The organism is Proteus sp. G2673, assembly GCF_009915125.1.
In the GTDB taxonomy this organism is placed as follows: domain Bacteria; phylum Pseudomonadota; class Gammaproteobacteria; order Enterobacterales; family Enterobacteriaceae; genus Proteus; species Proteus penneri.
The window spans coordinates 61,014-80,013 of the sequence record NZ_JAABLT010000008.1; the positions used below are offsets into that span (position 1 = coordinate 61,014).

Here is a 19,000-nt window from a genome sequence, read left to right on the forward strand (position 1 = left end):
TATTGATGATTTTATTTCAATAGATGATCATATTATGAAGTCTATTTAATATAAAGTTAAATTAGAAAAGAATATTAATCCTAATTTAAAATAAACAAATAATGTATTGTTTTATTTGTTTTTTTCTGATTTTTATTTTTAATAAAATAATAAGTTAAATTTTATTCTTGATAAAAATCAAATTTAACTTATCTTCAAATTATTAATTTATCTATCTAGGTCAAAACTATAAATTAATTTAAATTTTTAAATTAAATTTGATTAAAAATAAAGGAATGTGAAGTCAACTGCATTATTTACAGATAATTAGTACGAGTCTAAAAGTGATTGATTTTGATCAATAAGGAACATACCGACTGGTCGGTATTATCCTATGCATGAATACGACTGCGCATCACCGAAAAAAAGACCCCATCCGAGTTCAAGAACAATTATTGGAAGCGGCAAGCGTTATTGTGGCTAATGAAGGAATAGCCTCTCTTTCTTTAAATGCCGTAGCAAAAGAAGCGGGTGTAAGTAAAGGTGGTCTACTTCATCACTTCCCCGGAAAATTGGAATTAGTGCAGGCCGTATTTAAACGGCTATTAGGTATTATGGATAGTCGTATTGCAGTTATTATGGAAAATGATCCTATTGAAGCAGGGCGTTTTTCTCGTGCGTATTTAACTTATATTTCTGATTTGAAACAGTCTGACGAAAGTCGCCAATTAGCGATATTGTCTTTAGCCATGCCAAATGAACCTATTATGCGTAAATGCTGGCGAGATTGGATGCTAGACCATTTAGCCAAAGGCGATAAATTAGATAATAGTTATTTAGGTACTTTAATTCGTTATGCCGCAGATGGTCTTTGGTTATCTGAATTAACAGAGGGCCCTACGCTTTCACAAGAAGAGCGTAACGCATTAGTAGAAAGATTATCTGAGATGACATTTGACTATATAGCAAACACAAAAAATCAGTAATTTTAATCAGGATGAATGAGGGCACAATGAAATACAAAATAAATGCCTTAATTTATTACGACGCAACGGATGGCGCGATATCATTAGAAAAAGACAGTGTTGATACACATCTTTCTATTACTGCAAATGCGTTACTTTTTTATTTTATTCAGCACCCTGGAGTGGTTAATCGTGATGAAGTATTAAAACGTGTTTGGGATGATAATGGGCTAGTTTCATCAAATAGTAATTTAAACCAATATTTAAGTTTATTAAGAAAAACATTTCGCCATTATGGTATTGAAAATATCATTGTTACCATTGCGAAAGGACGATTAGAGTTTAATCCAGATATTTCAGTTGAATTGATTGATGATTCAACGCTATTACCTTCAACTAAAACAAATGAAGAAGTGCCTATTTTAGTTAACGATGAAAATCAAATAGCTGTTGAAACAGTGACACCTTTATCTTTAACGCAAACACCTTTAGCGTCTACGCAAGAAGAAGCGCCTCAAAAAACACAGAAACCAGAAATTTGTTGGTATTTAGCCAGCATTGGTTTTTTATTAGGTGCGGTATTTCTTGCAGTGATCATCTTTTTTAACCAACACCAATCAAAGCCAATTTCACTAACACCATTAACACACAATGATTGTGAGCTACTTTCTAATGAAGCCATGATTAATTCCGCGGTAAGTGATAATTATGTGCGTAATTTTGACGCGGTAAGAAAGAAGCTTAATCTACAGTGTGTAAAAGGTGAGCGATTTGTTTTCTTTTATGGTGATAAATTACAAACAAATGGATTAGGGCGGGTATTTTTAGCTCATTGTGCAAAGAACGAAGATAACCCATTCAGTTATTGCGATAATTACTTTTACTATTCTTGGAAATACTAATGAAAATCTCAGGGAAACTTTTATGTTTTTTATCGGCCCTGATTTTTATCTTGGTCGCCACTTATGCAGCAACAAGATTATTAACGATTAAAAATGAAGGTGTCATGGTTTGCTCAACCAAAGGCATTATGCGTTTTGAAAATATGGAAGATGAAAATGTGAATGGTAATATTCATTTTTCATTTGGAGCCAATGGTAAAGGATCAATTGTTGTTGAAGGTTATACCACTTCAAAAGCAGGGTGGTTGTATTTACAACGTTATGTGAAATTTGATTATACGACCAAGCGTGTTTCACCGACAGAACGTCACTATTTTGTTAGCCAATGGGATGCTAGCGCATCATCAATTGATGAATCTCCAGACGTTATTTTTGATTATTTTATGCGCGAAATGTCAGATAGTCATGATGGGTTATTTATTAATGCACAAAAGCTTAATGAGAAAACCTTACTATTAAGTTCGCTTAATTCACCTCTCTATATTTGTACCTTAAAACCGGGTAGTAAATTCGATTAATTTGACGTTTTATCTCATGTTCTTTTTATCAAAAGGTGGTGCATTATAATCACCTTTTGATTTAATCCCCTTCGTTTATAACTCTCTTCTTTCTATCAGTGCTTATCGGCTTAGTTGAATGACAGTAATTAAAATTGATAACAGTGAGGTTCACTCACTTTGCTCATTAATGAGTAACGGTTTAATACGCTTATTCTTTGCAGGTTGTCTGCTGATTATTTGAATAGAGTGTAGTAATAGTGATTCTGTGTCTTGCTACTGATACAAAGCACATCAATATTTACCTTGATAGAGACGTCATGACAAAAAAAGAGCACGATTTGTATATAGACTTGATTTAGCCTTTTTCAATTATTGATCTTACGTTGAATTATCAGTGATATTCCGCACATCTTTCCCACCGATATGTACTGGCTTTTTGCACCTTTTAAACATCCTCCTAACAAAGTTAATTTGCCTGTTTTTTAATCTATCTTTTATGAGAATGGGTAAATTTATAACGATGAAAAAAACAAATTAACAGCATAGAACGATAAATAGAGAGATAAAAAACACTAAATCCCAGAGTTAAATTCTATATGTTGCAACATCATGGATTTATATTTTGTTTTTGTTTTTCCGCGTTATAGTGATTTTGAAACCAACGTCTGCGTTTAAAAAATCACCACGCAGACACAATGGGCAAACGTAAACCGTTAAACGGCTTCTCGGAGGAAATGAAAATGGGTGATGCATTAGGTCTGATCGAAACCAAAGGTCTGGTGGCATGTATTGAAGCCGCTGACGCTATGTGTAAAGCCGCGAACGTTGAACTTATTGGCTATGAAAATGTGGGTTCAGGTCTCGTGACTGCGATGGTGAAAGGCGACGTAGGCGCAGTGAAAGCTGCAGTAGATTCAGGTGTGGAGTCAGCACAACGCGTGGGTGAAGTTGTTACATCGCTCGTGATTGCTCGTCCTCACAATGACATCAATAAGATTGTTATCAAACACAAGGCATAGTTTTTGCCTTAGGAGAACGTATGGGTGATGCATTAGGACTTATTGAAACTCAAGGGCTGGTGGCTTGTATTGAAGCTGCAGACGCGATGTGTAAAGCGGCAAATGTTGAGTTAATCGGCTACGAAAATGTGGGTTCAGGTTTAGTGACTGCAATGGTGAAAGGTGATGTAGGTGCCGTTAAAGCCGCTGTGGAATCTGGCTTAGAAGCTGCTCAACGTGTTGGTACTGTTGTGACTTCATTAGTCATCGCTCGTCCACATAACGATATTCAAAAAATCGTTGCCCAGTACAAAGTGACTGAATAACGAAGGAAATAAATATGAAAGAAGCACTAGGTCTAGTTGAAACCAAAGGTCTTGTCGCTTGCATTGAAGCTGCTGATGCAATGTGCAAAGCAGCCAATGTTGAACTGATTGGTTATGAAAACGTCGGTTCAGGTTTAGTGACAGCAATGGTGAAAGGCGATGTCGGTGCAGTCAATGCAGCGGTTGAGTCAGGTGTTGAAGCGGCAAAACGTATCGGCACCGTGGTGACTTCTCGTGTTATTGCAAGACCGCATAACGATATCGAGAAAATCGCACAACAGCATAAAGCCTAATTATTCAGGCGTGCTGTAAAGCAAAGAAATACGTTATTCAGCTAAATTTTTTAACTCCTGTATGGGGGAAAACATGGTTGCATTAGATAAAGATTTGCAATCCAGACAACTGGCTCGTGAGCTAGTTCGCAACGCGAAAAATGCACAACTTGTTTATGCTAAATTTTCGCAGGAAAAAATCGACAGTATTGTAAAACACATTGCATTTGAAGCGGCTCGTCACGCAGAAGAGCTGGCAAAAATGGCAAACGAAGAGACAGGCTTTGGTAAGTGGGAAGACAAAGTTCTGAAAAATACCTTCGCGTCATTGCGTGTGTATGAACATATGAAAGACATGAAGACCGTTGGCATTATCAATGACGATAAAGTGAAAAAAGTCATGGATGTTGGCGTGCCTTTAGGTGTTATCACGGCGTTAGTCCCTTCAACTAACCCAACATCAACCATTATCTATAAAACCCTAATTGCACTGAAAGCGGGTAATGCGATTATTTTCTCTCCGCATCCAAATGCAAAACAGTGCAGTTTCCGTGCGTTAGAAATTGTTAAAAAAGCAGCTTTAGAGGCAGGAGCACCAGCAGGTATTGTTGATGGTGTGACATTACTGACACTGGAAGCAACAAAAGAATTAATGCACAGCAAAGATGTGTCATTAATTTTAGCGACGGGTGGTGAAGGTATGGTGCGTGCCGCTTATGCATCAGGTACGCCAACCATCAGTGGGGGCCCAGGTAATGGTCCTGCTTTTATCGAACGCAGTGCCGATATCAAAAAAGCAGTGAGTGATATCATCACCAGTAAAACATTCGACAATGGGGTTATCTGTGCATCAGAGCAATCCATTATCGTTGAGCGTTGCATTTATAACGAAGTTCACCGCGAGCTGTTAGCGCAAGGTGCTTACTTTATGAATGACGAAGAAGCAACTAAAGTGGCTTCAATGTTACTGCGTGCTAACGGCACAATTAACCCAGCCGTCGTGGGTAAAGATGCGATTTATTTAAGTCAGCGTGCAGGTTTTAGTGTACCAGCAAATACGCGTGTATTAATCGCATTACAAGATACCGTTTCACCTAAAAATCCGTATTCACGCGAAAAATTATGCCCAATCTTAGGAATGTATATCGAAGAAGATTGGAAATCAGCGTGCGATCGCGTGGTGCAATTACTGACTAATGAAGGTTTAGGCCATACTTTAGTTATTCATACCAAAAATGAAGATGTTATTCGTCAGTTCTCTCTAGAAAAACCGGTCAACCGTATTCTGATTAATACCCCTGCGGCATTAGGCGGCATCGGTGCAACTACTAATATTACTCCAGCGTTAACCTTAGGCTGTGGGGCTGTAGGTGGCGGTTCTAGCTCTGACAATGTCGGCCCAATGAACTTACTGAATATTCGTAAAGTAGGTTATGGCGTGCGTACCGTCGAAGAGTTAAAACAACCTTGTCCTTTAGCACAAGAAGCTGCTCAACCTGCTGTTTCTGCTTGCTCTGTTTCCAGTGCAAATCACCAGACCAGCATTCTTGATGATGACCGTTTTCGTTCACCTTCTTTAACCCCTGTTCATGCTGAATGTGCTACGGCACAACGCCAAACTCAAGGTGATGATCGCTTTGGTGCATCTCCTTATGCAACAACGGTAAGTGCTTGCGCGCAACAAGTGATTGAACAAGGTGATATTACTGAAGAAAACGTGGAACGCATTATCAAGGAAGTTCTCGGACGTCTGAGTAAATAACTCATTGATATAAGGCGATATAAACCATGATCCTCGCAAAGGTAATCGGACACGTAGTAGCGACACAAAAAAGCCCAGAACTTAAAGGTAGCAATTTATTAATGATTGCCACTTTAGATGATGAGCTTAATCCACTGAAAAACAAAACCTATGTTGCAGTGGACAGTGTAGGTGCAGGTATCAACGACATTGTGTTGGCTGAAGAATACTTTGCACTGAACAAAGAACGTTACAAAGCGATGTCAGTGGTTGCCATTGTTGAGAAGGTTTATCGGGACAGTAAGGAGTAATAACGACATGAGTGAGTTTCTGATAAAACCCAAAATTCAGTTTGGCACCAATGCACTGAATTTTCTCTCTGGGTTAACTGCCCGCCGCGCATTTGTGGTGACAGATAAAGCAATGGTGAAGTTTGGCTTTGCAAATAAAGTTACCGATAAATTATTGCAACGGGGTATCGAGTTCCAAGTTTACGATGATGTTGCGTCAGATCCTGATATTTCAGCCATTGTGAGTGGTATGAAAATCATGGATGCCCATTATCCAGATTTGGTTATCGCACTCGGTGGTGGGTCGGTGATTGATGCCGCGAAAGCCGTTATGTACTCCCTCTGGCATACCCGTAAAGAGAGCAACAGAACAAAACCACAATTTATTGCGATCCCTACCACCAGTGGTACAGGTTCGGAAGTGACCTCTTTTTCAGTGATCAAATCACGCAGTGAAAAATTGGTCTTGGTTGATGAGTTTATGTTGCCTGATGTCGCCATTCTCGATCCTGAGTTGGTGAAGTCTGTACCACCAGCAATTACTGCTGATACGGGAATGGATGTGCTTTGCCATGCGCTAGAAGCGTATGTTTCTAAAGCTGCTTCTGATTTTTCTGATGCAATGGCAGAGAAAGCCGTCAAGTTAGTGTTTGGTCATCTTATTGATTGCCATCATCAAGGCGACAACTTATTCGCTCGTGAAAAAATGCATAACGCATCTTGCATTGCGGGGATGGCATTTACTAACGCCTCGTTGGGTATTACACACAGTCTTGCTCACGCATTAGGCGGTGTCTTCCACGTTCCTCACGGTCGAGCTAATGCGTTATTGATGACGCATGTTATTGCTTTTAATGCGAATTTTCATGGCGATTGCAATAGCGAAGCAGCAAAACGTTACGCCTATCTTGCTCAAAGCCTAGGACTTCCGGCTAATACGGTAAGAGAAGGGGTCACCAGTTTAATCGTCGCTATTAATGTATTGAAAGATGAAATGGGTATGCCGAAGAGTATTCGCGATACCGGTGTCAGTGAAGCGGACTTTTATGCCCGTTTAACGGAAATGGTCGGACAGGCTTTACGAGATAGCTGTACGCCGACAAATCCGCGTGACGTAAACACACACCAATTAGAAACATTGTATCGTCAGGCATTTGCCGGTGTATCACACAGTTAATGCTCAACCGAATTAATACCGATTAGGTCAAGTAAAGAACATCAGGAGAGCCTCACATGGCCAAATATTCTTTGACGCCACGCGTAAAAATGCTGGCAGAACGTTTAGTTTCACGTAATAGCTCCATCAGCACAGAGCGTGCAACCATTTTTGACTCATTAGACAACAGCATTGCAGGTGTGCCTCAAGCGATAAAACCTGCGCAACGTTTTTATGAGTTTATCCGCCATTTTCCAAGCTACATTGCACAAGATGAACTGATTATCGGTAGCCAGTCATCAACACCACGTGGCGCGATTTTCCACACTGAAGAAGAAGTGCGTAGCGACTCTATTTACCGTTTCTTAAGTATTAACAATAGCATTGCATCACCAGATTACATGCTGGTGGTAAACCAAGGTTTCTTAGCAATCAAAGCACAGCTTGAAGACAGAATTAGAAGCATTGGCAGTGCCGTAAATCGTAGCAGTATGGATGAAGCTAATTACTGTAAATCAGCGATTTATGCATGTGATGCAGCACTATATTTTGCACAAATTCTATCTGCAAAAGCAGAAAATTTAGCCGCAATGGAAGGTAATCCATACCGTAAAGCTGAATTATTAGATAGCGCAGCAATATTACGTAAAGTCCCTGCAAAACCCGCAGAAACTTTTAAAGAAGCGGTTCAAGTATTCTATTTGCTGCAATTAGTCTTACATCTGGAAAATGGTAGCTATGCCATTAATCCAATGGGATTTGATAAAGCAATTTATCCATTCTATCAACGTGATATAGACCAAGGTCGTTTAACACAAGCACAAGCGTATGAAATTATTGAAAGTGTATGGCTGAAATTAGCAGAGCTTTCCGAAGTACGTGCGACCAAAGAAATTGATGGTTATCCAATGTTTGATGCAATGACGCAAGGTGTTGATATCAACGATCCACGTGTCAGTATTAACGAACTGTCAGAGATGCTGTTATCAGCTCGCGCTAATCTGTCAACCTTACACAGTTCACTGCAAGTACGTTTATATAATGGTCGTGCGAATTCACAGCCTCAATACGCTGCACCTTCTGCAAACTTTGTTGCACCTAGTGCGGATGCTGGCGAATTCAAAGTAATGGAAGGTTTAACACCTCGATTACAACGTTTACGTAATCGCTATTTAGAAGCACGTCCAAGTGTCTCCATTTATAGAGCATTAGCATTTACTGAAATTGTCCGTAATAACCCAGGGTTACCACCCATTTTACTGCGCGCTAAAGCATTCCGTCGTGCATGTGAAACCGCACCTATCTTAATTCAAGATGAAGAGCTAATTGTTGGACATCCTTGTGGAAAACCGCGTGCTGGCGCTTTCTCTCCTGATATTGCATGGCGTTGGGTGCGTGATGAACTCGATACTATGAGCACGCGTCCACAAGATCCATTCCAAATTTCAGAAGAAGACAAAAAAGTTATTCGTGAAGAGATTGTTCCATTTTGGGAAGGGCGCTCTTTAGATGAGATCTGTGAAGCTCAATATCGCGAAGCGGGAGTGTGGGAATTTAGTGGTGAAACCTTTGTCAGTGATCTTTCTTATCACCAAATCAATGGTGGTGGCGATACTTGCCCAGGTTATGACGTTCTGTTATTCACCAAAGGTATGAACGGTATTAAAGCTGATGCGCAAGCTAAATTAGCTGAATTAAGCATGGAAAATCCAGCGGATATTGACCGTATTTACTTCTATAAAGCGTCGATTGAAAGCTGTGAAGGTGTGATTGCTTACGCTCACCGCATTGCAGAGCATGCGCGTGAATTAGCATCAAAAGAGAGCAATCCTCAACGTCGTGAAGAGTTACTGACGATTGCTCAGGTCAACGAAAACGTACCAGCTAACCCGCCTAAAACACTGCAAGAAGCACTGCAAAGTATCTGGACAGTTGAGTCACTGTTTGAAGTTGAAGAGAACCAAACGGGTCTTTCTTTAGGTCGTTTAGACCAATATTGCTTCCCAATGTATGAAAACGACATCAAATCAGGTCGTTTAACGCGTGAACAAGCACTGGAAATGATGCAAGCCTTTATCATCAAATGTGCTGAGTTAATGTGGATGTCGAGTGAGTTAGGTGCGAAATATTTCGCAGGTTATCAGCCATTTATCAACTTAACTATTGGCGGACAAAAACGCTCTGGTGGCGATGCATGTAACGACTTAACTTACTTAATTATGGATGCTGTGCGCTTTGTGAAAGTGTATCAACCATCACTTGCATGTCGTATTCATAACCAATCTCCACAGCAATATATGGAAAAAATTGTTGATGTGGTGAAAGCGGGTATGGGCTTCCCGGCATGTCACTTCGATGATTCTCATATCAAGATGATGTTGCGTAAAGGCTTCGATTTTGAAGATGCGCGTGACTACTGCTTGATGGGTTGTGTTGAACCACAAAAATCAGGCCGTATTTATCAATGGACATCAACGGGTTACACCCAATGGCCTATTGCGATTGAGTTTGTATTAAACCGCGGTCGTATGGTGTTGTTTGATAGCTATCAAGGTCTAGATACAGGTGATTTACGTGACCTGCGTACTTATGAAGATTTTGATCGCGCTGTAAAAGAACAAGTGGCACATATCATTCGTTTATCTGCAATTGGTACGGTGATCAGCCAACGTGTTCACCGCGATGTTGCACCGAAACCATTAATGTCTCTGTTGGTTGAAGGCTGTATGGAGCAAGGTAAAGACGTGACCGCAGGTGGTGCAATGGTTAACCATGGTCCAGGTCTGATCTTCTCCGGTTTAGCGACTTATGTCGACTCAATGGCTGCTATTCGTAAGTTAGTTTATGAAGATAAAAAATACACCTTAGAACAAATTCGTGACGGTCTATTAGCCAATTTTGAAGGTCATGACGAGCTTCTACGTGACTGCTTAAATGCACCGAAATTTGGTAACGATGACGATGTTGTTGACCAATATGCATTAGATATTACGGAATGGACTGAGCGTGAATGTCGTAAATATAAGATGCTCTACTCCACATTCAGTCATGGCACGCTATCTATCTCTAATAATACACCAATTGGCGAGTTAACCGCGGCTACACCAAATGGTCGTTTGGCATGGAAACCATTATCAGATGGGATCAGCCCAACGCAAGGCGCGGATAAACATGGCCCAACAGCGATTATTAAATCAATCAGTAAAATGAATGTTGAAACCATGAATATTGGTATGGTTCATAACTTCAAATTCCTGAAAGGATTGTTAGATACCAATGAAGGTCGCCAAGGTTTAATTACCTTATTAAGAACGGCTTCCATTTTGGGTAACGGCCAGATGCAATTTAGCTATGTTGATAATGAAGTACTGAAAAAAGCGCAATTAGAGCCTGAAAAATACCGTGACTTAATTGTCCGTGTTGCTGGCTACAGTGCTTACTTCGTTGAATTATGTAAAGAAGTTCAGGATGAAATTATCAGTCGTACTGTGATTGAGAAATTCTAATCATAGCCATAGGGATGGCGCAGGCTATCCCTTTTAATCGACAAGACAAGATTTAAATTTATCGAACAGGGATGTTTGATGCAGATTTGGAGGCGTAAAGATGGAGACGGCGGCAGAAACAAGAGGTCGGATATTTAATATCCAGAAATACTCTATTTATGACGGTGATGGTATTCGTACTCTCGTTTTCTTAAAAGGCTGTAATATCCGCTGCCCTTGGTGTTCCAATCCAGAAGGTCTCAGCAGTGAATTTCAAGTGATGTACTCTCACGACAAATGTGTAGATTGCGGTAAATGTGTTGATGTTTGTCCTGCAGGTGTGCATTACATGACAAACAATGAAAATGGTAAGCAAGTTCACCGTGTTGATCGTGGCGTCGATTGTATCGGTTGTCGTAAATGTGAAGAGGTCTGTATCTCTGATGCGCTTGATATTATGGGAAAAGATGTTTCTGTCTCTGAGTTAATGAAAATCATCATGCAAGATTATGACTTTTACATCTCTTCTGGAGGGGGGGTCACAATCGGTGGCGGTGAAATGAGTTTACAAACTGATTTCGCGGTTGCGCTTTTACGAGAATGTAAAAAGATGATGATCAATACCGCTGTGGAGACTCAAGCGACCACTAACGTGGCGAATTATGAAAAATTAGCGGAAGTCGTTGATCAATTTCTGATTGATATCAAACACATTGATACTGCTCAGCATAAAGCGTTGTTTGGTATTGGTAATGAGAATGTCCGCCGTAATCTAGAGCGTTTAATGGATCTCGGTGCCAATGTGGTTATTCGTATGCCTTTAGTGCGAGGTTATAACGATTCTTATGATGCGATCACTGGTGCGATTAACTATGCAATGGAACTCTCAAAACGCGGTAATCTTCAGCGCATCGATATTCTTCCTTATCACCAATTTGGACGTAATAAGTACGAAAAATTGGAGATGATCTATCCAATAAAAGTCGATCCAAGTTATACGCCAGAAGAGCTAGATAGCTTAGAAGCCTTCTTTAAGAAATTTGATTTCGATATCCGTCTTGTCCGTCATTAAGTAGGAGAGAAAGATGAACAGTTTAGGTGTGATTGAAACTCGAGGATTAACCGCAGCCATTCAGGCGGCAGATGCGGCTTGTAAAGCGGCAAACGTGGAAATTATTGGATACCGAAAAGTAGGTTCTGGGTTGGTATCAATCTGTTTTCAAGGCGAGATCAGTGCAGTAAGAACGGCGGTTGATCATGGTGTTGATGTGGTTAGCCAAAAAGAGCTGGTTATTGGCTCGTTGGTTATTGCAAGACCAGAGCCAAGCGTTATTACTAAATTACTGACAATAAAAAGTAAGAAAAAATCGCCCGCTATTGCTGAAAAAGTGCAAGAAACCGCACTTGAAGCAGTCGTTGAAGACCCTGTTAAAAACGACGTTGAGAAGCTAGAGGCTGCAAAAGCTGTTGCAGATTTACAGGCTCAAAATATTGCCGCTGAAACTAAAGCTACGACAGACAAAGTACAAAGCAGTAAGAAAGAGATCAAACCAGAAGGCCGTAAAGGTAAAAAATAATGATTAATCAACAACTCATGGGAAAAATCCTCTCTCGTTTACCTGTACACGGCGTGATGTCGGGAGAGACGCAAGGAATGGCAATCCCTGTTGGTATTTCTAATCGACATGTGCATCTTTCACAACAAGATGTTGAAGCATTATTTGGCAAAGGTTATCAACTCACTCCGTTTAAAGATCTGAAACAACCGGGTCAGTTTGCAGCAAAAGAGTGTGTGATTGTTGTGGGATCTAAAGGTTCGATCAGTAAAGTTCGTGTTTTAGGGCCAGTTCGTCCACAAAGCCAATTAGAAATTTCAAAAGCTGACTGTTTTGCATTAGGTATAAAAGCACCAGTACGTGAATCGGGTGATTTAGTTGGTTCTGGCAATGCTGTTTTAATGGGGCCTGCGGGTCATGTGGAATTAAAAGAACAAGTCATTTGCGCACAACGCCATATTCATATGAGTGAAATTAATGCCAGAATGTTAAACGTTACGAATGGTCAAAAGGTACATGTAAAAACAGAAGGTGAGCGTAGCCTGATTTTTGATGAAGTCGTTGTTCGTGTCAGTGAGAAGTTTTCTTTAGAATTTCATATAGATACTGATGAGGCCAATGCGGCAGGACTTCGTAACAACGATAGCGTATTTATTGTCAGTTAAGACAATGAGGTGACGTAATGGACCATCTGTTAATTGAAAGGATAGTGGCTGAAATAGAAAAAAGAATGAAAAAGTCGGTGTTGTTAGCACTTACACCTGCACCGGGATACCAAGATGAAATCTGTCAGCGTATCAACACATTTTCTCATGTTCGATTTTCTCTTTTTGTCACAGCACAGGCACAAGTCAGTCATGATTTGTCGAAATGGCGTCATCTAGGAGAAATGTATAACGCGGGTGAGTTTGATATTAATACGTTATCTTCTTATCACGCTTTATTCATTCCTTATTTCGATAAAAAGCTGATGGGAGAGATTATTAATGGTCTATTTATCAGTGAAGAAGGGAAATTAATTCATTCTGCGCTTGCTAAAAATATTCCTATTATAGCATTACCTTATTTTTGCCAACCAGAAAGTGAATTAAATGAGATTTTAGGTTTAAATAAAAATAAAGAATACAACCTGCTTATTCAGGAAAATATTAGCCGATTAAAATCAATGGGGATTATGTTTCATTCTATAAATAATGTTGAAGCTAATTTAATAAACCATGATATTAACCATCAAGCTAAACCTGAACATAAACCTGAAATTAAACAAGAGAATAATAATCGCTATATTACTTTAAATGAAGTAATGAATAATCCTGGAGAATATCATTTATCGCAAGATAAATTGACGGATTCTGCTATTGAATATTTAAAAAGCTTAAAAAATTAATATTAAACTATATCTGATAACTCAGGAGTCTTATTATGTCCCCAAAAGCAAAATCATGGCTTTGGATGTTGGCGGTTATTATTTCAGAAACCTCAGCAACCTCTACCTTAAAAATGTTTGATAATAGTGAGGGTACCACTAAAACATTATTATTAGGCTTAATTGTTGTTCTTTATGTTATTTGTTATTACTCATTATCGCGTGCAGTAAAAAATATTCCGGTTGGTTTAGCTTACGCAACATGGTCTGGTACAGGCATATTAGTTGTATCAACATTAGGTATGGCATTTTATGGCCAACATCCTGATACTGCGGCCATAATCGGTATGGCTGTTATTGCCAGTGGTATTGTGATTATGAATCTCTTCTCGAAAATGGGTTCTGAAGAAGAGGAAGAAGAAACAACTGAAACCTCTAATATTAAACAAACTGCATCGCCAGTTAATAAATAAGTCTATTTCTTGATAAATATTTTTTAATAAATCTATTTTTAATAATAGTTATTTTATTAAAACAAATAAGGATAACAATTATGTTTACCGGATTCTTATGGCTGGCGCTGTCTATTGGTTCTGAAATCACTGGTACGTCAATGATTAAAAAAACAAACGGTTTTAGTAAATTAGCCCCTTCTGTTTTAGTTATTGCTGCTTACTGTATTTGTTATTTCGCCTTAACACGCGCAATGGGATATATCCCTGTTGGTGTTGCTTATTCACTATGGTGTGGATTTGGTATTGTCGGTGTGACCTTAGTGGCGATGATTTTATATAAGCAAAAACCAGATTTACCAGCCATATTCTCTATGGCATTGATTATCTCTGGCGGGATAATTATGAATACGTTCTCGACAATGTAATAAAAGAGATAAGCTACGTATTTTTTTAATTGAAGACACCAATATCCTTATAAAGGCTCTTGGTGTTTTTTATTAATAAAATTTAAATGCTATTTCATTATATTTTTTAAGGTTTTATTTTGAAAGGAGTTTTTTTTATATACCTTCCATGCCCTTAATAAGATAATTTTAATTTTTAAGGACATAAATATGTATCTATCCCCAATTACCTCAAGCTCATTAATTGAAAGAAATAAATTAGAGAACACTAGCAAAGAATATATTATTAAAGGCAATATCATGAATGTTGCTAATGAGGATAAAGATTTTGCTCCACCATTACCCCCTAGAAAACAAAATTCTAGTTCGAATTTATTACGATCGCCATCGCGAGGAATAAATATAGAAAATAATAGCTTACTTTCTAGACGAGAAATTAATAATGTAGATATGCTAAAGTTTAATTTTTCTCGATCTAATGAAGAAGTAAAGTTGCATAATGAGAGAGAGAATTTTTTAGTTGCGGTTAAAAAATTTATTGGCACAGATAAGGATAATGAAAACGCTGAAATTTTATTTAATAACTTAAATTGTTTGAAATATAATTCCCGCGACTATCAATTGGTTGAAAATGCTAGATATAACAAACAATTAATCTATCGTAAAGATACTTTAATAAAATCGGGCAATGTATCATTACCAGCGAATGATGTGAGTTCTTATGATTCTCCTAATATGACTATCGCATCTCAATATCCTCTTAATAATAAAGAGAGTTTAAAAGATTATTTCAATATGTTATTTGATAATAATATAAACACAGTTTATGTATTGGCATCGAATGATGATATTATAAGAGATCTCTCAAAACTGGGTGGTGAATATAATAAAGGTGATTTTGAAAAAGAAGGGTTTAAATACTTTAGAGAAAATTTGGATTTAGATGATATAAAATCTAGGCATATTGAAAAGTGGGCATTAAATAAAAACGAAATAAATGGAGGATGTTTAGATTGTAAGACATACATTAAATTAGTGACTAAAGAAAACAATGATGAAAAGAAAAAAATAAACTTTATCCATATTTATAATTGGCCTGATCATACAGCAATAGATGCGACTAAATTAAAAAATACCATCAATATTATTGGTGATAATTTAAAAATAAATCCAACAAAAGAAAATATCGCTGTCCATTGCCTCGCTGGGTTGGGAAGAACAGGGGAATTTATTGCTTTAATGGAAATGATGAAAATGATAGAGGCAGGAAATACAAAAGGAAAAAGCTTAGAAAGTATCATCTCTGATTTAAGGGAAAAACGCAGTGTCCATGCGCTTTATCAACCAGAACAAATTGCTGAGCTAGTTAAATTTGCAATAAATAATAATATCCCGTTACTTAATACTGATATTAAAATGAAATAATACTTGTTCAAAAATAAGTATAACAATCCCCATTGCATTCACAATGGGGATATTTTTACGACATTATTGCTTGTAATAGTCTTTTAATTTGTCGGTCTACAAATCTCGGACTTGCTGTAACTGTTTTTGACGCTCAGTTTGAGCGCTGATTTGATGGTTTCGCGCCAAGAAACTATACATCGTTGGTAATACAAATAGCGTGAACAGGGTGCCGACTAACATGCCCGACACAATAATCAGCCCTAATCCATAGCGACTATTCGCTCCAGCACCACTGGCAAATAAAAGTGGAATGAGCCCAATAACCATTGCCGCCGTGGTCATTAATACAGGACGTAAGCGGATTTTTGTTGCTTCAATAATGGCATCTCGACGGTTTAGATTTTTATGAACTTGTAATTCATTAGCAAATTCCACCATTAAAATTCCATGCTTACTGATAAGCCCTATTAGTGTGACTAAACCAATTTGAGTGTAGATATTTAGTGTCACCATCCCTAAAGCGAGAGGGACTAATGCGCCGCAAATTGATAGCGGTACAGTAACTAAGATAATCAAAGGATCGACCAAGCTTTCATATTGCGCAGCTAACACTAAGTAAATAATAATAAGTGCTGCAATAAAGGCAAAGACTAGTGTATTTCCTTCTTGGGTAAATTGGCGAGAATCAGATTGCCAATCATGACTAAAACCTGCGGGTAATGAATCTGCCACCGTTTCAAGAAAAGCGACCGCTTGTCCCATCGTGACGCCGGGGGCGGGGATCGCTTGGAAAATAGCTGCGTTTTGTTGATTAAACTGTGTCAGTTTATTCGGTTCAACTTGAGTCGTAATATTCACAACGGTTGATAATGGAATTAACACATTATCTTGAGTACGAATATAGTGCCCTGCAAGTGCTGCTGGCGTTAAGCGTTGATGGCGTACACTTTGTGGGATCACATCATAAGAGCGACCATCCATACCAAAGCGATTGATATAGTGTTCACCCACTAATAGTGAAAGTGATTCACCAATATCTTGCATACGAATGCCTAAACTATTGGCTTTAGCTCTGTCTATGGCAATTTGAACAACGGGATTGTTGTAATCTAAATCGCTATCCACCACGACAAACAAACCGCTTTCTCTTGCTTGCTGTTTGATTTGTTCCATTGTTTCAAACAAAACGGGATAACCTAATGGGCTACGTAACACCATTTGTACAGGCAATCCACCCACTGAGCCGGGTAGAGAAGCTAATTGGAAAGCAAAAATACGGGTACCTTCCACATTATTGACGCGATTTTGCAAATCAGCTTGGATTTGATCTGCATTGCGATCACGTAAATCCCAACCATCAAAGTTAATACCACCAAAGCTGGCTGATGGGCCATCAGTACCATTAATTATCCATGTACTGTCAGTTTCAGGCAGACTCATATAAATTTCATCAAGCTTTTGATTAAATCGTTCAGCATAGGCAAGATTTGCATGTTGTGGTGCTTTTACAGCAGTTAAAACGCTCGCCTGATCTTCTGAAGGCGCTAGCTCTTGTTTTGTCTGGCTATATAAAAACGGCAAGCTGACAAATACAGCTAAGGCGAAAATAACGGTTAACCAGCGATTAGCTAATGAAAAATTGAGTATGTAACCATAATGATGAGCTAATTTATGAAAGACATACTCGGCTATTTTAGCCATTTTGCCTTCATTTTCTTTTGGTTTTAGCATTAATGAGCTCATCACGGGGGATAGCGTTAATGCCACAATACCGGATACAATCACACTACCTGCCAGTGTTATGGCAAATTCTTTAAATAATGCGCCCGTTAATCCAGCCATTAAACCAATCGGAGCATAAACAGCCGCTAGCGTTATGGTCATTGCAATAACAGGGCCAGCCACTTCTCTTGCCCCCACTAAAGCGGCTTGAACAGGTGATAATCCCTCTTCAATATGGCGATGGACATTTTCAACAACCACTATCGCGTCATCTACCACAAGTCCAATGGCTAAAACCATTGCCAGCAAAGTGAGCAAATTGATACTAAAACCAAAGGCAAGCATTAATCCGGCAGCACCTAGCATTGATAACGGAATGGCAAGTACAGGAATAAGAACAGAACGGAACGATCCCAAACAGAGATAAATAACCGCGATAACGATTAAAATCGCTTCAATTAAGGTTTGTACTACTTGATTAATAGAGGCTTTGATAAAACGTGAAGTTTCAAATGCCAGTTCTACATCGACGCTCGGCGGTAAGGTTTTTTGAATATCAACAAGATGTTCGCGAATGCCATCAACAATCACTAACGGATTACCTGTTGGTGTCGGGAATAAACCCAAAAATACCGCTTTTTTACCATTCATAATACCGCTAGTTTCAGTGGCCGCAGCACCTAGCTCGACGGTACCAATATCACGTAAGCGGACAAGATTATTACCATCATTAATGATAACCATGTCTTTAAATTCTTCGACATTAGTGAGATCAGTATTGACATAAACGTTGGCAATGACAAACTCGCCTTCTACTTTACCGGGTGCTGCTTGATAGTTATTACGGCGAACAGCCTCTGCCACATCGCTCGCTGTTAAGTTGCGACCAGCCAGTTTATCTGCATCTAACCATAAGCGCATGGCCAATTGTTGACCACCAAATACTTGCACTTTAGCAACACCATTAATGGATGAGAACATCGGTTCAACAACGCGAGAAAGGTAGTCTGTGAGTTCAGGAATAGAAAGCTGTTCATTTGAGAACCCCACATAAGCTACGGCTGTAGACTCTCCTGATGAAAGCTCGATTACCGGATCATAAGCTTGTTCTGGCAACTTATAACGAACTTGATTTACCTTAGCCATTACTTGCGTCAAGGCTTGAGTAGGGTCGCGGTTTAATTCCATTCTGACGGTAACTAAGCTTTTACCTTGTACTGAAGATGAAGAAATATAATCAACTCCCTCAACAGAGGAAACCGCTTGTATAATTGGCTGAGTTACAAATCCCTGCATCAACTCAGACGATGCACCAGGATAATCTGTTGCGATCGTAATCGTTGAGTTTTGTAACATAGGGTATTGGCGAACGGGTAGCTTACTGAATGCAAATGCACCCAGTAACAAGATCAATGTGCTAACAACTAATGCCAAAACAGGTCGCCGAACAAAAATATCGGTAAACTTCATTATTAA

General features: G+C 38.9%; 18 protein-coding genes. 17 read left to right on the plus strand and 1 reads right to left on the minus strand.

Annotated features, from left to right (window positions below; all coding sequences use genetic code 11):
• The first annotated feature begins 377 nt into the window (after positions 1-377).
• From GWI59_RS04320 to GWI59_RS04400, 17 genes are all read left to right on the plus strand, one after another.
• Positions 378-965 carry a TetR/AcrR family transcriptional regulator gene (locus GWI59_RS04320; protein ID WP_006536334.1) on the plus strand — a complete coding sequence of 196 codons (588 nt, stop codon included), beginning with the start codon at positions 378-380 and terminating at the stop codon, positions 963-965.
• A gap of 26 nt (positions 966-991) precedes the next feature.
• Positions 992-1,846, plus strand: coding sequence for a transcriptional regulator (locus tag GWI59_RS04325; protein ID WP_109848146.1), 855 nt, complete (start codon positions 992-994; stop codon positions 1,844-1,846).
• Entirely contained in the window at positions 1,846-2,364 is a 519-nt protein-coding gene (locus tag GWI59_RS04330) for a FidL-like protein (RefSeq protein ID WP_006536331.1), read from the plus strand. The genes GWI59_RS04325 and GWI59_RS04330 overlap by 1 nt, the downstream gene beginning before the upstream one ends.
• A gap of 722 nt (positions 2,365-3,086) precedes the next feature.
• Positions 3,087-3,365: a BMC domain-containing protein gene (locus tag GWI59_RS04335; RefSeq protein ID WP_004249182.1), complete on the plus strand. Its 279-nt coding sequence runs from the start codon at positions 3,087-3,089 to the stop codon at positions 3,363-3,365.
• A 20-nt stretch (positions 3,366-3,385) separates the two neighbouring features.
• On the plus strand, positions 3,386-3,670 hold the full coding sequence (locus GWI59_RS04340; protein ID WP_006536329.1) for a BMC domain-containing protein: 285 nt from the start codon (positions 3,386-3,388) through the stop codon (positions 3,668-3,670).
• A gap of 14 nt (positions 3,671-3,684) precedes the next feature.
• Positions 3,685-3,963, plus strand: a complete 279-nt coding sequence (locus tag GWI59_RS04345; RefSeq protein WP_006536328.1) for a BMC domain-containing protein — start codon at positions 3,685-3,687, stop codon at positions 3,961-3,963.
• Between the two features lie 73 nt (positions 3,964-4,036).
• A complete protein-coding gene (locus tag GWI59_RS04350; protein ID WP_072069146.1) occupies positions 4,037-5,704 on the plus strand; it encodes an acetaldehyde dehydrogenase (acetylating) in 1,668 nt (555 codons plus the stop codon).
• 26 nt (positions 5,705-5,730) lie between these two features.
• Positions 5,731-5,994 (plus strand): EutN/CcmL family microcompartment protein, encoded by a 264-nt coding sequence (locus GWI59_RS04355; RefSeq protein WP_072064466.1) that lies wholly within the window; start codon positions 5,731-5,733, stop codon positions 5,992-5,994.
• A gap of 7 nt (positions 5,995-6,001) precedes the next feature.
• Complete coding sequence (locus GWI59_RS04360) at positions 6,002-7,150, plus strand: 1-propanol dehydrogenase PduQ (RefSeq protein WP_072064465.1); 1,149 nt, start codon at positions 6,002-6,004, stop codon at positions 7,148-7,150.
• Between the two features lie 56 nt (positions 7,151-7,206).
• The gene (cutC, locus tag GWI59_RS04365; RefSeq protein ID WP_161669332.1) at positions 7,207-10,635 is read left to right on the plus strand and encodes a choline trimethylamine-lyase; all 3,429 of its coding nucleotides are present in this window, start codon (positions 7,207-7,209) and stop codon (positions 10,633-10,635) included.
• Positions 10,636-10,735: 100 nt separating this feature from the next.
• Positions 10,736-11,686, plus strand: coding sequence for a choline TMA-lyase-activating enzyme (cutD, locus tag GWI59_RS04370; protein ID WP_161724072.1), 951 nt, complete (start codon positions 10,736-10,738; stop codon positions 11,684-11,686).
• A 13-nt stretch (positions 11,687-11,699) separates the two neighbouring features.
• Positions 11,700-12,191 carry a BMC domain-containing protein gene (locus tag GWI59_RS04375; RefSeq protein WP_109848150.1) on the plus strand — a complete coding sequence of 164 codons (492 nt, stop codon included), beginning with the start codon at positions 11,700-11,702 and terminating at the stop codon, positions 12,189-12,191.
• Between the two features lie 56 nt (positions 12,192-12,247).
• A complete protein-coding gene (locus GWI59_RS04380; RefSeq protein ID WP_375803983.1) occupies positions 12,248-12,835 on the plus strand; it encodes a phosphate propanoyltransferase in 588 nt (195 codons plus the stop codon).
• A gap of 17 nt (positions 12,836-12,852) precedes the next feature.
• Positions 12,853-13,557: a hypothetical protein gene (locus tag GWI59_RS04385; protein WP_161724076.1), complete on the plus strand. Its 705-nt coding sequence runs from the start codon at positions 12,853-12,855 to the stop codon at positions 13,555-13,557.
• A gap of 35 nt (positions 13,558-13,592) precedes the next feature.
• Entirely contained in the window at positions 13,593-14,009 is a 417-nt protein-coding gene (locus tag GWI59_RS04390) for a DMT family transporter (RefSeq protein ID WP_006536318.1), read from the plus strand.
• An 80-nt stretch (positions 14,010-14,089) separates the two neighbouring features.
• Positions 14,090-14,416, plus strand: coding sequence for a DMT family transporter (locus GWI59_RS04395; RefSeq protein WP_004245856.1), 327 nt, complete (start codon positions 14,090-14,092; stop codon positions 14,414-14,416).
• Between the two features lie 189 nt (positions 14,417-14,605).
• Positions 14,606-15,820 carry a protein-tyrosine phosphatase family protein gene (locus GWI59_RS04400; RefSeq protein ID WP_237584359.1) on the plus strand — a complete coding sequence of 405 codons (1,215 nt, stop codon included), beginning with the start codon at positions 14,606-14,608 and terminating at the stop codon, positions 15,818-15,820.
• A gap of 96 nt (positions 15,821-15,916) precedes the next feature.
• Here the strand turns inward: GWI59_RS04400 and GWI59_RS04405 are convergent, their stop codons facing one another.
• Positions 15,917-18,994 carry a MexW/MexI family multidrug efflux RND transporter permease subunit gene (locus GWI59_RS04405; RefSeq protein WP_161724078.1) on the minus strand — a complete coding sequence of 1,026 codons (3,078 nt, stop codon included), beginning with the start codon at positions 18,992-18,994 and terminating at the stop codon, positions 15,917-15,919.
• Between the last annotated feature and the right edge of the window lie 6 nt (positions 18,995-19,000).

Bases quoted from the DNA above. Each gene is read 5' to 3' on its own strand.
- GWI59_RS04320 (WP_006536334.1), top strand. From the start codon at position 378: ATGAATACGACTGCGCATCACCGAAAAAAAGACCCCATCCGAGTTCAA.
- GWI59_RS04325 (WP_109848146.1), top strand. From the start codon at position 992: ATGAAATACAAAATAAATGCCTTAATTTATTACGACGCAACGGATGGC.
- GWI59_RS04330 (WP_006536331.1), top strand. From the start codon at position 1,846: ATGAAAATCTCAGGGAAACTTTTATGTTTTTTATCGGCCCTGATTTTT.
- GWI59_RS04335 (WP_004249182.1), top strand. From the start codon at position 3,087: ATGGGTGATGCATTAGGTCTGATCGAAACCAAAGGTCTGGTGGCATGT.
- GWI59_RS04340 (WP_006536329.1), top strand. From the start codon at position 3,386: ATGGGTGATGCATTAGGACTTATTGAAACTCAAGGGCTGGTGGCTTGT.
- GWI59_RS04345 (WP_006536328.1), top strand. From the start codon at position 3,685: ATGAAAGAAGCACTAGGTCTAGTTGAAACCAAAGGTCTTGTCGCTTGC.
- GWI59_RS04350 (WP_072069146.1), top strand. From the start codon at position 4,037: ATGGTTGCATTAGATAAAGATTTGCAATCCAGACAACTGGCTCGTGAG.
- GWI59_RS04355 (WP_072064466.1), top strand. From the start codon at position 5,731: ATGATCCTCGCAAAGGTAATCGGACACGTAGTAGCGACACAAAAAAGC.
- GWI59_RS04360 (WP_072064465.1), top strand. From the start codon at position 6,002: ATGAGTGAGTTTCTGATAAAACCCAAAATTCAGTTTGGCACCAATGCA.
- cutC (WP_161669332.1), top strand. From the start codon at position 7,207: ATGGCCAAATATTCTTTGACGCCACGCGTAAAAATGCTGGCAGAACGT.
- cutD (WP_161724072.1), top strand. From the start codon at position 10,736: ATGGAGACGGCGGCAGAAACAAGAGGTCGGATATTTAATATCCAGAAA.
- GWI59_RS04375 (WP_109848150.1), top strand. From the start codon at position 11,700: ATGAACAGTTTAGGTGTGATTGAAACTCGAGGATTAACCGCAGCCATT.
- GWI59_RS04380 (WP_375803983.1), top strand. From the start codon at position 12,248: ATGTCGGGAGAGACGCAAGGAATGGCAATCCCTGTTGGTATTTCTAAT.
- GWI59_RS04385 (WP_161724076.1), top strand. From the start codon at position 12,853: ATGGACCATCTGTTAATTGAAAGGATAGTGGCTGAAATAGAAAAAAGA.
- GWI59_RS04390 (WP_006536318.1), top strand. From the start codon at position 13,593: ATGTCCCCAAAAGCAAAATCATGGCTTTGGATGTTGGCGGTTATTATT.
- GWI59_RS04395 (WP_004245856.1), top strand. From the start codon at position 14,090: ATGTTTACCGGATTCTTATGGCTGGCGCTGTCTATTGGTTCTGAAATC.
- GWI59_RS04400 (WP_237584359.1), top strand. From the start codon at position 14,606: ATGTATCTATCCCCAATTACCTCAAGCTCATTAATTGAAAGAAATAAA.
- GWI59_RS04405 (WP_161724078.1), bottom strand. From the start codon at position 18,994: ATGAAGTTTACCGATATTTTTGTTCGGCGACCTGTTTTGGCATTAGTT.